Annotated in this window: 16 protein-coding genes; 8 read left to right on the top strand and 8 right to left on the bottom strand. The window is 32.2% G+C overall.

The genetic code is table 11. The annotated features are described in order from the left end of the window. Positions 1-62 precede the first annotated feature (62 nt). The 7 genes from K5V07_RS02940 to K5V07_RS02910 all read left to right on the top strand — a co-directional run bounded on the left by K5V07_RS02940 (position 63) and on the right by K5V07_RS02910 (position 7,589). Entirely contained in the window at positions 63-1,409 is a 1,347-nt protein-coding gene (locus tag K5V07_RS02940; protein ID WP_221916333.1) for a M48 family metalloprotease, read from the top strand. 23 nt (positions 1,410-1,432) lie between these two features. Then, positions 1,433-2,980, top strand: a complete 1,548-nt coding sequence (locus K5V07_RS02935; RefSeq protein ID WP_221916331.1) for a DUF6770 family protein — start codon at positions 1,433-1,435, stop codon at positions 2,978-2,980. Between the two features lie 326 nt (positions 2,981-3,306). Then, a complete protein-coding gene (locus K5V07_RS02930; protein WP_144893973.1) occupies positions 3,307-4,365 on the top strand; it encodes a 3-oxoacyl-ACP synthase III family protein in 1,059 nt (352 codons plus the stop codon). Positions 4,366-4,599: 234 nt separating this feature from the next. Continuing rightward, positions 4,600-5,127 (top strand): methyltransferase, encoded by a 528-nt coding sequence (locus K5V07_RS02925; RefSeq protein WP_086453472.1) that lies wholly within the window; start codon positions 4,600-4,602, stop codon positions 5,125-5,127. 26 nt (positions 5,128-5,153) lie between these two features. After that, positions 5,154-6,002 carry a glycosyltransferase family 2 protein gene (locus K5V07_RS02920; protein ID WP_221916329.1) on the top strand — a complete coding sequence of 283 codons (849 nt, stop codon included), beginning with the start codon at positions 5,154-5,156 and terminating at the stop codon, positions 6,000-6,002. 79 nt (positions 6,003-6,081) lie between these two features. Next, complete coding sequence (locus K5V07_RS02915; protein ID WP_086453470.1) at positions 6,082-6,831, top strand: ABC transporter permease; 750 nt, start codon at positions 6,082-6,084, stop codon at positions 6,829-6,831. After that, positions 6,828-7,589: an ABC transporter ATP-binding protein gene (locus K5V07_RS02910; RefSeq protein ID WP_086453469.1), complete on the top strand. Its 762-nt coding sequence runs from the start codon at positions 6,828-6,830 to the stop codon at positions 7,587-7,589. Before K5V07_RS02915 ends, K5V07_RS02910 begins: the two co-directional genes overlap by 4 nt. A gap of 4 nt (positions 7,590-7,593) precedes the next feature. On the opposite strand, the gene K5V07_RS02905 is transcribed toward K5V07_RS02910, so the two are convergent. Both K5V07_RS02905 and K5V07_RS02900 read right to left on the bottom strand, forming a co-directional pair. Further along, the gene (locus K5V07_RS02905; RefSeq protein ID WP_221916328.1) at positions 7,594-8,193 is read right to left on the bottom strand and encodes a SprT-like domain-containing protein; all 600 of its coding nucleotides are present in this window, start codon (positions 8,191-8,193) and stop codon (positions 7,594-7,596) included. Between the two features lie 12 nt (positions 8,194-8,205). Then, on the bottom strand, positions 8,206-8,883 hold the full coding sequence (locus K5V07_RS02900; protein WP_221916326.1) for an SDR family oxidoreductase: 678 nt from the start codon (positions 8,881-8,883) through the stop codon (positions 8,206-8,208). 130 nt (positions 8,884-9,013) lie between these two features. Between K5V07_RS02900 and K5V07_RS02895 the strand changes: the two genes are divergently transcribed. Then, positions 9,014-9,583, top strand: coding sequence for a GNAT family acetyltransferase (locus K5V07_RS02895; protein WP_221916325.1), 570 nt, complete (start codon positions 9,014-9,016; stop codon positions 9,581-9,583). A gap of 2 nt (positions 9,584-9,585) precedes the next feature. On the opposite strand, the gene K5V07_RS02890 is transcribed toward K5V07_RS02895, so the two are convergent. From K5V07_RS02890 to K5V07_RS02865, 6 genes are all read right to left on the bottom strand, one after another. Continuing rightward, positions 9,586-10,557: a M28 family peptidase gene (locus K5V07_RS02890; protein ID WP_221916324.1), complete on the bottom strand. Its 972-nt coding sequence runs from the start codon at positions 10,555-10,557 to the stop codon at positions 9,586-9,588. A gap of 76 nt (positions 10,558-10,633) precedes the next feature. Next, entirely contained in the window at positions 10,634-11,284 is a 651-nt protein-coding gene (locus tag K5V07_RS02885; protein ID WP_221916323.1) for a hypothetical protein, read from the bottom strand. Positions 11,285-11,288: 4 nt separating this feature from the next. Beyond that, positions 11,289-12,323, bottom strand: coding sequence for a D-alanine--D-alanine ligase (locus K5V07_RS02880; protein ID WP_221916322.1), 1,035 nt, complete (start codon positions 12,321-12,323; stop codon positions 11,289-11,291). 10 nt (positions 12,324-12,333) lie between these two features. Continuing rightward, positions 12,334-13,044 (bottom strand): NRDE family protein, encoded by a 711-nt coding sequence (locus K5V07_RS02875; protein ID WP_221916321.1) that lies wholly within the window; start codon positions 13,042-13,044, stop codon positions 12,334-12,336. Next, the gene (locus tag K5V07_RS02870; protein WP_221916320.1) at positions 13,032-13,520 is read right to left on the bottom strand and encodes a DinB family protein; all 489 of its coding nucleotides are present in this window, start codon (positions 13,518-13,520) and stop codon (positions 13,032-13,034) included. Before K5V07_RS02870 ends, K5V07_RS02875 begins: the two co-directional genes overlap by 13 nt. Positions 13,521-13,734: 214 nt before the next feature. Beyond that, the gene (locus tag K5V07_RS02865; RefSeq protein WP_221916319.1) at positions 13,735-14,874 is read right to left on the bottom strand and encodes an acyl-CoA dehydrogenase family protein; all 1,140 of its coding nucleotides are present in this window, start codon (positions 14,872-14,874) and stop codon (positions 13,735-13,737) included. Between the last annotated feature and the right edge of the window lie 8 nt (positions 14,875-14,882).

Below are 14,882 nucleotides of genomic sequence, written 5' to 3'. Positions count from 1 at the left end.
CCTCGATATATCGGGGTATTTTTATTACTATTGTATTGGAAAATAATTCTTACAACTAGATTTTGAAAACAAACCTATTATTATTTTTATTGCTATCCTATTTTGGAACATGTCAAGCCCAGAATTCTGGATTTAAATATTACCCTGAAAGAATTGATTCACTGGAAAATTACATTACTAAAATAACGAATAATAAAATAAACGAGTTCAGCTCTATTCAACAAAAAAAGGCAAAAGAAATACTTTCAGATCGTAAAGTATCTTTCTTAAAAGATATAAAAGACAGCACATTTATTTTTGACAAAACCATCAATGGATTTCTTAAAAAAATACTTGTCGAAGTATACCAATCTAATCCACAAATTGATTCAAAAGATTTTTATTTTCTGATTAACAAATCCTTAATACCTAATGCTGGATGTTATGGAAACGGTATATTCTCTATCAATTTAGGCCTATTTTCACTTATTGAAAATAATGATGAAATGGCATTTATTATTTGTCATGAATTAGCACATTACATCTTAAAACATAATGACAAAGCACTTATAGAGCATCTCGAAACATTCAACTCTAAGGACTTCAAACAACAACTAAATACCGCCTCCAATAAAAAATATGGTCGAAGGTCTGCTGTAACTTTATTATTAAAGGATTTAAAATTTAATTTTATGAAACGAAGCAGAAGTGCAGAGACACAAGCTGACTCACTTGGTTTTATAATGTTTAATAATACTAAATACAACAAGCAGGCTTCCATAAACATTCTAAAAAAACTAGATTTGACTGACGGGATAATTTTTAATAATCTAACCGATTTAAAGCAAAATTTCAACTTTGAAGAATATCCATTTAAAGAAGTTTGGATTGAAAAAGAAGAAAAAATGTTTGATACTAATGAAAGTTCAAATGATTTAGAAGTTGATAAAGATTCATTAAAAACACATCCAAACATTCCACTTCGTATTGAAAACTTAATTCAAAATCATACTATCACTTCAACAAATGCAACTAAAAACGAAATAGATTTAGTGCAGAAAAAAACATCTGAAAATAGTATTATAACTTTTTTTGACGATTCTAAACTAGACTTTGCTTTGTACCAATTATTATCTCTTCATAAAAAAAATGAATTGGATAGAAAAACCTTTAATAGTTATGTTGCTTACTTATTGAAAAAAGTCTACATCTTAAAAGAAAAACATGTTTTCGGAAAATATGTTGGCCCAGTAAACTCTTTTTCAGAAGAAAAATACATTAATGAAATACGGCTATTTCTAAACAATCTTGAACTAAAAGACCTTAGAAAAATAGGTTATTATTTTTGTCAAAAAAATGAATTGATATCCAAAGATGATACTGAATTCCAAGATGCTTATACTTTTTTCAAGACTTTAAATAAAAATTAATACACTTTAAATACAAACCAATTATGAAAAGAATCTCTACTTTACTTTTAATCTCCTTTGTGGCAAATTTGACTTTTGCACAAGAAAAAAAAATCGACAAAGTCAATACCTTTATAGTGAAGAATTCAGGAGCAATACTTAACAAAGAGAAAGATGTTGATGGTTATTATTTCTTTTATGAATTGGATAAACTAAAAAAAGGCGACCGTGAGTTTGCAATTCAAGTTTTAGATAAAAATCTAGTAGAAGTTGCTAAGAAAACATACATTGATAATAAAAAAACTTTTTTGATGAAAAGTAGCTTTAACAATCAAGGAATAATGTTTGTAATGGCTAATTTTACAGAAAAAAAAATCAGTCTAGTTAGCTACGATAAAAAAGTTAACCAATTACCAACTATTGACATTCCTTTAGAAAGCAAAGAAATTCGTTATATCCAATACATGCAGCAAACAGGTGATTTTAACATTCTATTTCCTGTAGAAAATAAAGGATTCATTTTCAACAAGTTTGAAGACAATAAAAAAATAGGATATTCTTTAAAATACTACCCAACTGATGGTGGAAAATCATGGGAATATAATTCTCCTAGTGATTCAAAAGAAATGTTGTCAATAAATCCTATTGAAGTAAATGATAAAGTAATTGTCGCTTTAGAATCATCAAAATCAAGTCTTTTGTCTAGAAAAATCACTTTAAAGACAAAAATTATTGATGTGAATACAGGACTTTTATTATGCGAAAAAGAATATAATAAAAACAGTAAACCAAGACTGATCAATAATGCATTCCTTGACAATGACAACAATGTTGTTCTAATGGGGGAATATTTTAAAGAAGGTGATAATATTGTTGATGATAAAAGTTTAGGCCTTTTTACTGAGGTTATCAACTTATCAGGAAAAACTTTAAAAGAAAATTTCACTAGCTGGAAAGAAGATGTTGCTAAAATGGCAAAAGTAAGTGGGAATTATATTGAAGATAAAGGCTATATCTATTTCCACAATATTGCCAGAACAAAGAACAATGAGTACTATGCCATTGGAGAATTCTATAAAAGAACTGCAAGTGCTGGAGGAATAGCATTAACAACATTGTCTATATTAGGCGGTGGCGGCGGTGGCGCAAGTGTTACACAACTAACCATTACAAATTCTGTGGTATTTAAGTTCAATTCTGATTTCAAACTTACAGGAATTCAAGAATTTGAAAAAGGAAAATCAAGAGCTCCAAGCTTATCTGATTTTGGAAGCCCTCAATTAAACGCACACGCATTAAAAGCATATGGCGCATTTGATTATGAATATACTCAACTAGACAAAAAAAATGATCGTTTCTACGCTTGTTTTATAGATTACGAAAGATTAAAAGGAGAAAAAAACAAAAGTGCTTTTAAAACTATCATTTATGATAATGGACAATTATCCGAAGATAAAATATATCTAACAAATGATAAAAACAATTCTGATTTTAGAGTTTTACCCGCAAAAGTTGGAAATGTTTTATTACTAGAATATGACAAGAAATTAAAAGAAATAAATATACATTTAGAAAAATTAAATATTAAATAATATCTAATGAGCCACTTAATAGTGGCTCATTTTTTTGCATACACATCAGGAAAGTAATTCCCCATTACTATTATCATCAAAAAAGCCATAACAAAGAAGCAATCACATTATGGCATTTAAGATACTAATAAATCTATAAAAGGCAAGTTTACGAATTGCTAGAATTACAAAATAATTATCTCAACGATTTTCTTGATTTGCAATTGAATTATCATTTTTTTTGCCAATTATCTATTATTTCATAATTATATGCACGCATAGTAAATTTTGTGAGTGTTCTAAATTAATATTGATTAAATTAGCCTCAAATTTGGAAAATTAACACAATGAAAATAAAAATAGCTGGAATAGGAAGCTATATTCCTGAGAAAAAAGTAAGCAATACTGACTTTGGCGAACATGTATTTTTGAATGAAGATGGAACTCCTTTTGGCTATCCTAACCAAGTTGTTATTAAAAAATTTAAAGGCATTACCGGGATAGAACACAGACGCTATGCCGAAGATCATCTCAATTCATCAGACTTAGCCTTTTTTGCTTGTGAAAAAGCAATAGCAAACGCATCAATCGATCCAGAAACCATTGATTATATCATTTTTGCACACAATTTTGGTGATGTGAAATATGGCACAAACCAATCGGATATGCTACCTAGCTTAGCCACACGTGTGAAAAATAAACTGCAAATAAAGAATCCAAAATGTGTTGCTTACGACATCCTTTTTGGATGCCCAGGCTGGATTGAAGGCGTTTTACAAGCAAATGCATTCATCAAATCTGGAATGGCAAAAAGATGTTTAGTAGTCGGTTCCGAAACACTTTCAAGGGTTGTTGACGTTCATGACAGAGATTCCATGATCTATTCAGACGGAGCTGGTGCTGCCATTATCGAAGCTTCGGATGATGAAACTGGAATGTTAGCCTATGAAAGTGCCACATACTCCATTGACGAGTCGCACTATTTGTTTTTTGGCAAATCATACAATCTTGATTTAGATCCAGATACCCGCTACATCAAAATGTACGGTCGAAAAATCTATGAATTTGCTTTAAACAATGTTCCCTTGGCTATGAAAAACTGTCTTGATGCCAGTGGAATAGGCATTGACGACGTGAAAAAAATCTTGATTCACCAAGCCAACGAAAAAATGGACGAAGCCATTATTCACCGCTTCTATAAATTATTTGACAAAACTGTACCTAAGGACATCATGCCCATGAGCATTCATGAATTAGGAAACAGCAGCGTTGCAACCGTACCGACTCTTTTTGATTTGTTAATTCGCGGTCAAATAGAAAATCAATCCATTCAAAAAGGGGACATCCTTCTCTTTGCCTCTGTAGGTGCAGGAATGAACATCAATGCCTTTATTTATAGATATTAACTACAACAATTGCATGAGTACATGAAGCTAATCCGGCTGTACACTGCAATTCCTCGTTATAAAACTTGTTTTTCTAAGGGGCAATAAAGCTTCTGTTAGTCGCTTTTTGCCCCTTGAAAAACTACATTTTATATCTCCGGGATTTTCGTTGCCATCCGGGCTAAAAAACAGTGCCCAAAACACATTTATTACTATATTTGTACCTGCGTGCCACAGTGGCAAAATCAAAAAAACATGTACGAAAAAACATTTCCTAATAAAAGATTCAAACATACCTTAGAATTTTTAAAACAACACGTTACCACATCAGAAACCATCTTTGATTTAGGAGTACCTAATCCGTTTTCTAAAATCATGGAAGAAAATGGATACCAAGTAAAAAACACCAAAGGAGAAGATTTAGATAACGACCAAACGGCATTGCAAACCGAAACTTATTCTGTTTTTACTGCCTTCGAAATATTCGAGCATTTATTAAATCCATATACTGTTCTAGAAAATGTAAACTGCAATAAATTAGTCATTTCTATTCCGTTACGCCTTTGGTTTTCACCAGCGTACCGCAGCAAAACCGATATGTGGGACAGGCATTACCATGAGTTTGAAGATTGGCAATTAGATTGGTTATTAGAAAAAACGGGTTGGAAAATCACCGCTCGAGAAAAATTCACACATCCAGTAAAAAAAATTGGTTTTAGACCTTTATTACGCTATTTCACCCCGAGATATTATATTGTTTGCGCTGTTAGAGAAAATAAATAATAGAATAAAGAAAACAGATTTTTCTAATGAGATATTATATCGTAATTCCATCACATAACGAAGAAGCATTGATTTCTTTGACACTTCAATCCTTAGTGGAGCAAACTGTTTTACCAGCTAAAATTGTAGTGGTAAATGATAATTCTACTGATAATACAGCTGTTGTTGTCAATTCATTTATCAATAAACATCCTTTTATTTCATTGGTTAACAAAACTTCAGATGCTGTTCATTTACCCGGAAGTAAAGTAATTCAAGCCTTTCAAACAGGATTTAATACTTTAGATAAAAACTATGATTTAATTGTAAAAATTGATGCCGACCTAATATTTCCTGCTAATTATTTCGAAACCATTATCAAACATTTCCAGTCCGATGAAAGAATTGGAATGGCAGGTGGATTTTGCTACATCGAAAAAAATGGTGAATGGATACTCGAAAACTTAACAGACAAAGATCATATTCGTGGCGCATTAAAAGCCTATAGAAAAGAAACCTTTCAACAAATTGGCGGACTAAAACCAGCCATGGGTTGGGATACTGTAGATGAATTATTATGTAAATTTTACAATTGGAAAGTAGTCACTGATGAAAGTTTACACGTTAAACATTTAAAACCAACTGGAGCTAACTACAATCAAAAAGCACGTTACAAGCAAGGCGAAGCTTTTTATACACTTGGTTATGGTTTTGTCATCACAGCGATAGCTTCGATAAAACTAGCTATGATGAAAAAAAAACCACTTCTTTTTATAGATTACATGAACGGTTTTTGGAAAGCAAAAAAATCAAAAACTCCATTGTTAGTTACTGCTGAACAAGCAAAATTCATACGCAATTACCGATTGAAAAAAATGAAAGAAAAACTGTTTTAGTTTTACAGCAGGAAACTATTAATTTACTTGACTCGCAAAATGCTTACAATTTTGTAATTTAGCCCATATTCGTAAACTTATGATGCTCATTCGATATATAACGCAAATAGGAAGATACTTCCTGATGCTTAAAGAAATTTTCAACAAACAGACGAAATGGTCTGTAATGAAAAAATTGATCTTCAAAGAAATTGATGACTTGGTCATTGACTCACTTGGGATTGTTGCTTTTATTTCCTTTTTCGTGGGAGGTGTAGTGGCTATTCAAACTGCATTGAACCTTACAAACCCATTAATTCCAAAATATCTTATTGGCTTTGCCACAAGACAATCTGTGATTCTTGAGTTTGCTCCTACCTTCATATCTGTTATTATGGCTGGAAAAATGGGTTCCTTTATTACATCAAGTATAGGAACAATGCGTGTTACAGAACAAATTGATGCGCTAGAGGTAATGGGTGTAAATTCCTTAAATTACCTTGTTTTTCCAAAAATTATAGCCTTATTACTTTACCCTTTTGTCATAGGAATTGCTATGTTTTTAGGTATTTTAGGCGGTTGGATGGCTGGTGTTTACGGCGGATTTATATCTAGTGACGAATTTATAAATGGAACTCAAATGGAATTCATTCCGTTTCACATTACGTATGCTTTTATAAAAACCTTAATTTTTGCTATGTTACTTGCTACAATTCCCTCTTTTCACGGCTATTATATGAAAGGTGGAGCACTAGAGGTAGGAAAAGCAAGTACAGTGTCATTTGTATGGACATCTGTTTGTATCATACTTATTAATTATATATTAACACAATTGTTATTAGGGTCATGATAGAAGTAAAAAACGTAGAAAAATCATTTAACGGAAATAAAATCCTAAAAGGGATATCGACTGTTTTTGAAACAGGAAAGACCAACCTTATTATAGGACAAAGTGGATCTGGAAAAACTGTTTTATTGAAAAGTCTTTTAGGGATTCATACGCCCGAGACTGGACAAATTTGTTTTGATGGTCGTGTGTACTCTGAACTTGAAGCTGATGAAAAAAGAGAATTGCGTACCGAAATTGGAATGGTTTTTCAAGGAAGTGCACTTTTTGATTCTATGACCGTAGCCGAAAATGTTGCATTCCCTTTGAGAATGTTTACCAAAGACAATACTGCAAAAATTAAGGAACGTGTTGATTTTGTTTTAGACAGAGTTGCATTGGTTAAAGCTCATAACAAACTGCCATCTGAAATATCTGGTGGAATGCAAAAACGTGTTGCCATAGCTCGTGCTATTGTTAACAATCCTAAATATTTGTTTTGTGACGAACCTAACTCAGGATTAGATCCAAATACGGCAATTTTGATTGACAACCTCATAAAAGAAATCACCGAAGAATACAACATCACTACTGTAATTAATACACATGACATGAATTCAGTTATGGAAATTGGTGAGAAAATTTTGTTCTTAAAAGATGGTTTAAAAGCTTGGGAAGGCAGCAAAGAAGAAATTTTCAGAACTGATAATGAAGCTGTAGTTGCATTTGTTTACTCCTCAAACTTGTTCAAAAAAGTGAGAGAAGCCTACTTGAAAGAATAAGCAATTATGATTGTAGCAGTTCAACCTCAGCATTTGGATTAAAAAGGTAGAGTTTCCCAGAACTTATTTCGAGACATTCAAAACGCTTCGTTCTTACAGCTATTTTCTTGAATATTTTTCCGTTTTTGATTCGAAAAACACTTCCGTATGGAATTTCAAAAACATAATTTTTATCGTTTTGATTGTCGTACTGTTTCAAGGCTAATGCCAAAGTAGTATCGGTATCACTTGTAGCACTTGGATTTCTAAAATGCCTTGCTAGCAAAGGTAATAAATGATTGGGATAAATTTCAGGCCGAATATAAGGCACCATCAATTGCTGAAAAGTATGTTTCCATTCTTGACCATGCGGTTTAATATTTCGACCATATTTCTCAAAAGCTACAAGATGAGCAATTTCATGAATAAGAGTCATAAGGAACCTATATTTATTTAAACTCCCATTAACTGTTATTTCATGTTTACCACTTAACCCTTTCCTATAATCACCATGACGTGTTGCGCGTTCATTCACAATTTTTAGATGAACACCATGTGTCACAATCAATTCAAATGCAGGTTTTACAGCGTGGTTAGGCAGAAATTTAGCAAGCGTTTCTATCAAAATAATTCAGAATTATGGATTTGTAGAAGAAACTTGCAGTACTTTACCGTTAAAATACTTATTGCCATTTAAAGTAAAATCAAAAATATAATTTGCCATTTCATTTGCTTGAATAGGCGCTTGATATCCTGGAAAAGCTTCTTCAAGCATTTCAGTTTGAACAGAACCCAGTGCAAGAACATTAAAAGATATTCCTTGTTCTTTATACTCCTCAGCTAATAATTCAGACAAGGTGATTACCGCTCCTTTACTCGAACTATATGCGGCTAAGCCAGCAAATTTTAAGCTTCCTTGAATGCCTCCCATAGAACTTATGGTTACAACATGACTCCCTTTATGCAAGTACGGCAAACAAATGCGAGTTAAATTAGCAACTGCAAAAACATTGACTTTGTAAATATTTTCAAAATCTTCTTGAGTGGTTTCAACAAAAGGTTTCAACAATAAACTCCCTGCGTTATGAATCACAGCATCTACTTGTTTCCAAGATTGGTCAAGAAATTCTTTGACTTTATTTAATTCAGACTCAACAGACAAATCAACTGAGAGACACGTAATATTTTGGTTTGCTAGTAATGCTTGCGGAATGTTTCTAGAAATTGCTAATACTTGATTACCTGCTGTTGCAAACTGCAAGGCCAATTCAAATCCAATTCCTCTGCTAGTTCCCGTAATAATGATATTTTTCATAGGACAAAAATAAACAAAAACAGCAAAAAAAATACTGCTTTACTTGGAGATTGTTATCTCAATAAAAATTAAAATTCGTATTATTACGTGTAGTTTTAAATCAAAACATGAACCTTTAAATTCTCAAAATATGACACAGAATCTATCCTATGAAATAGCCCAAATAAGTGACATTGACGGAGTGCTGGCCTTACAAGAATTATACCTCGTTGCAAACTTAACTGAAACTGAAAAAGCTGCTGGATTTGTCACTACTCCTTTTACAATCTCACAATTAAATGAAGTTATAGAAAAACAAGAACTATTTATTGCTAAAGACCGTGGCGAAATTATTGGGTATATTTTTGCCGGAAGTTGGGATTTTTTCAAACAATGGCCCATTTTTGAATACATGAGTTCACTCCTTCCTGAATTACAATTTTTAGATCATACTTTTACACTATCCAATAGTTTTCAATATGGACCAATTTCAATTCATCAAGATTACCGCGGAAAAGGACTAATATTTCCACTATTTGAACACATGCGCGTACACATGTCGCAAAAGTATCCATTAGCCTTAACTTTTATAAACAAAATCAATATTCCTTCTACAAAAGCACATACGCAAAAACTGAATTGGTCAATCATTAGCGAATTTCAATTCAACAATAATGACTATTACATTCTTGCGTATGATATGAATCAAGCTCTTTCTTAACTTTATTTGAGCATGATAATTTCGTGAGTTGCCGTATTTGCCATTTGTGTCACAGCAGGTAATAATTCTTGAATAAACGAGGTCATGTGAAGAACATCCATTGCTTTGAAATCATCGGAAACATGGTGATAGAATTCAAAATTTTCGAAATCAAATGTACTTACAGATTGACATGGCACTTTAAAAACATCATAAAAAGAAAAATTATCAGATCTATAAAACAATTCGTATTCAGCTTCTTTTGGTAAAAAACCAATGGTTTTTTTTCCAGTATATTCATTTATTTTAGCCGCCATGTTAGACTTATCAAAACCAGTAATGTAGGCCAAATAATCTCTTTTCATAGGAACGCCAATCATTTCAATATTAAATTGAGTGTACAAGTTGAAATTTTGTGCTTTTAGTTTTTTAGCCAAATGTTTAGATCCTAACAACCCTTTTTCCTCCCCAGCAAAAAACACGAATAAAATACTACGTTGATTATTTTTATGAAAACTGAAATACTTAGCCATTTCAGCAACAGCAGTACAGCCGGAGGCATCATCATTTGCACCGTTGTTTATAAAATCTCCATTTTCTCCTTTTTTATCAATACCTATGTGGTCATAGTGAGCACTTATTATAATAAATTCTTTCTTTAATACGGGGTCATTTCCTTCAACAAAACCCACAACATTAAACGCTGTTCCTTTGAACGTGGTCAAAGTATCTTTATAGGTTTTAAAATAAGGCTGTACATTATTGTCTTTCAAAATTTTCTCTAAAAAATCAGCTGCCTTAACCATACCTGGCTGACCCGTTTCACGACCTTCAAGATCATTTGATGATAAAGTCTTTAGCGTACTAGACACATCACTTTCTTTAACTTGATACTCATATTTAAGGGGAGTTTGCGCAACCAACTCATCGCTTTGCGCAATCATACTGCTAATACATCCTATCATAAACGATAGTGTCCATACAATTTTCTTCATAATTCTAATTGATAATAAATTAATTAATATTTTTTTTTAATAAACTACTAAGGCAATGTTTAGCAATCCATGAAAATTACAAACTCCTTTTTTTATAATATTTACGATATACTTTTACCATTTGTACAACTGACATGATTACAAAAAACAAAGGTATACACACAGGAATGATGTACTGAGAAAAACGAAAACTTTGACTTGAAACAGAATCTAACAACAAAATCAAACTTAACATTCCTATAAAAGTACCAATAATTGTTCCGCCTACATAAAAAAATTTATACTTTCTTCCCAATGAGATAAACTTGCCGTTAAGCAAATACAAATTCCAACCTGTCCAGAACGGCAATTGCAAAAAATTAATACAATTTAAGAGTACGCCAATCAAAAATGGAGAATAGGACATGTACTTTTTAAGAACACTTTGATTCCCCACACTGTTATTTGTAGAAGCGTAAAACGAATACGATAAAATCAAAAGAAAAAAAACAGCAAAAACATCAATAGTTTTCATTAACTTTTTATTATTTACTAATGGTGTAGCAAAGACCAATGTAAAATAAACAACAAACATTTCAATACAAATAACACCTGACAAAAATTGGAATAGATTATAAAGTCCTAATTTTGAAAAAATTTCATATCCTATAACATTTAAATAACCCAGTGGAATTGAACCAATAAAGCTGACCAAAAAACCAACAAAAATATTTTTTATGGCTCTCATGGAATCAGAAATTTACAATTTTTTTACTTTGCTGTAGGTGCATTCTATATTCCTTCATTCCCTCTTTATGTTCTAAATAAGGAACGCCATTTTTATGATTTGCCACACTTATTTCATACATATACGTAATGTGACGAGCTAATTCTTTCCAAGCAAAAAATAGTGAATGTTTCGGGTCATAAATATGAGTTGGCTCACTCCCAGCTCCGTTTAACTCTACAACTGCAAAATTAATTCCTAGTTCTAATTCTTCGATGGTATTGTACATGACATCCAGTCTACCAAAATAAAAACCGGGAATTTGCAAGCACATTTCATTAATCGTTTGGTTCAATTTTGGAGTTATCCAATGACTACCATCTATAAATTTTGCACCGCGAGCATGATTGCCGTAGGGAACTAAATTTAACTTCTCGCCTTTTGGTAAAATTTCGAATAATTTTTTACCGTACTCTTTTTTCAAGACATTCAATTGAAGTTCATAGCGTGGATTCTGCTTGATTAACTCTTGAACGGTTGAAAAACCATCTCCAGTAATAATCAAGAATTCTTTAGATACTATTCCGGTAATTCTACCTAATTTTTCATTAGGATAGCGCACATAAAAAATACCAACCTCATTTGAAAAAGGTATTAAATCTTGAACCAAGTAATTGAAATTTGCTTTTTCAGCATATTCTTTTAAATCCTGAACCGTGTTAATTTTTTTGACTCCAGATCCTCGTAGTCCAACATCTGGTTTTGCAATAAACGGATATTTTATTGCTGCGCTTTCAACTATTTTTATAACATTTTCTACTGGGGTTCCTTCCAAAACTAATTCTGTTTTGGGATAATACTGTTGCGGTATCAAGTCGTAAATTTCTTTCTTAGACTCCATCATAAACCCACCATTTTTTATAGTGGGATTAGAAGCATTAAAGAAAAAAATAGATTTTGCCTTGATCGAATAGTAAGACCACAAAAAATAAATGGGAATATATACAATCTGAAAAGGCCAATATTCCCAATGGGTAATTTTATGAAAAAATAATTTCAAAATGTAGTATTTAGACGGTGATAAATGAGGTTGAAAAATCGAGTTGCTCTACCAAATCATAATGTAAGATACTAACTTTATTTTGATGTACTACAGCCTGAGTAATACTTAAGGTTTTCATCTCGTTGTTTCGATTGATTACTAAACCGTTTTCCTCATTTCCTTCCTGCGTATGCCTATGAAAATCATATAGTTTTTCTTTTGAAACAACATCGGTTTCGCTCATAAAGGTATAAAACCAATCAGCTCGTTGTTCCCTCACCAAAGCTGGATACAAAGTAGATGAAGACCAAATGTGATTTTTATTGCTATCTAAAGTTAGCGTTTGCTTATTATTCCCATCCCAACGCAATTGAAAAAGCTCCTGATTTTGAAATAACACCAACGTAAATGGCTCTATCGACTCTAAATCAATTTCAATCCAAAAATCTTTTGGCGACGCACTACTAATCATTTCTAAAACAATCAAGCCACGACTTTTTCGATATGGTAATTGGACTTCATGTTTTTCTGCGGCACCATTTAGCAATACCAAAACAGTTCCATCATCTTTGGTCACAAACCAAGTTCCTCCTGCTTTTGGATCCTTTGGAAAAATAAGATTTTGTCCATTTACGGTATAACTTTTTGGAGGAATGGCGCTAGGCCTTATTGTTTTTTCGTCCCGGTTCGAAGTAATGATAATACTATCATTTGTTGCTACAAAACTTACTGTGCACATTGATTTCTATATTCTATGGTTGATCTTGCAACACCAAAATTTGGATCAATCGTAACGGTTTCACATTGTAATATTGCAACTTTTATAAGTGCCTGGTGGTGAATGCAATGTTCTAAATTATATAATAATTCTCTATTGTAGTTGCTTTCAATTCGGATTTCTTCGCCGTCAATAATTTGCAGTAATGTTATGTTTTTGTTTTCCTTATCCAAATTTTTCTGAATACCCCTAATATTTTCTATAGCAAATGTAGTATCCGTTTGAATAAGGGTGTTACGCTCTCTTTTATCATAGTTCACAACTCCTAAATCATATTGATTTTCAAGACATTGAAACATTTCAATAATATGTCTCGTATGCTCTCCAATAGTAGCATTGCTTAATTCTGCACAAGAATTTGAATATTCTTTTTGTGACAATTGACCTAGCAAATCTATCAGTTCGTTTAAACTATTATGTATAGAAGGTATTAGCATAAAAATGTTTTAGTTGGGTGTTGCAATGGTTAAAAAAAAAGAAATCCAAAATCACAACTCAACAAAGAAAAGCAATTAGTATCAAATTAAAAAGAGTCCCGAAATCATTTTTAAACAATAAAAATCTAAAAAAATCTTAAAATACTAATTAAGACCATAAAAAAACCCTTTTCAATCGAAATTGAAAAGGGTTTAAACTAGATCTGTATAACTTTTAGGAAACCAATCCTCTTGAAATCACGATACGTTGAATCTCTGAAGTTCCTTCATATATCTGCGTGATTTTAGAGTCACGCATCATACGTTCTACATGATATTCAGCCACGTAACCATTTCCTCCATGAATTTGAACTGCTTCATTAGCAACTTCAAGAGCGATTTCTGAAGCATATAATTTTGCCATTGCACCAGAGTGTGCAATATCTTTACCTTCATCTTTTTCACAAGCAGCTTTCATTACTAATAATTTAGCAGCAGTCACTTTTACGTACATGTCAGCTAATTTAAAGGCAATCGCTTGATGATTAAAAATCTCTTTACCAAAAGCTTTTCTTTCTTTTGAATATTTCAAAGCTATTTCATAAGCTCCTGTAGCAATTCCTAATGCTTGAGATGCTATACCAATTCTACCTCCGTTTAATACATTCATGGCAAAAGCAAACCCAAAACCATCCTCACCAATTCTATTTTCTTTAGGAACCTTAACATCTGTAAACATTAAAGAGTGGGTATCACTACCACGAATTCCCATTTTCTTTTCTTTTGGTCCAATATCAAAACCAGCCCAACCTTTTTCAACAATAAAAGCATTAATACCTTTATGTCCTTTTTCAACGTCAGTTTGCGCAATCACTAAATAGGTAGATGCTGTACTTCCATTTGTAATCCAGTTTTTAGTACCATTTAATAAATAATGGTCGCCTTTATCAATTGCAGTTGTTTTTTGAGAAGTTGCATCACTTCCTGCTTCTGGCTCAGACAAACAAAACGCACCAATAACTTCTCCTTTAGCAAGTGGCACTAAGTATTTCATTTTTTGTTCTTCTGAACAATATTTTTCCATACCAGCGCAAACTAATGAGTTGTTAACAGACATAATAACAGCCGCAGACGCATCTACTTTTGCTATTTCGGTCATTGCCAATACATATGAAATACTATCTAAACCTGATCCACCATACTTAGGATCTACCATCATTCCCATGAAACCCAATTCGGCCATCATCTTCACTTGCTCAGTAGGGAATTTTGAATGTTCATCACGCTCAATCACTCCTGGTAATAATTCAGCGGCAGCAAAATCTTTAGCAGCTTGCTGAATCATTAAATGCTCTTCGGTTAGATTAAAATCCATATTTTTGT

It is taken from the genome of Flavobacterium sp. CHNK8, assembly GCF_019774515.1.
In the GTDB taxonomy this organism is placed as follows: Bacteria; Bacteroidota; Bacteroidia; order Flavobacteriales; family Flavobacteriaceae; genus Flavobacterium; species Flavobacterium tiangeerense.
The sequence above is the reverse complement of the archived record's forward strand: the minus strand, read 5'-3'. Positions and strand labels throughout refer to the sequence as shown.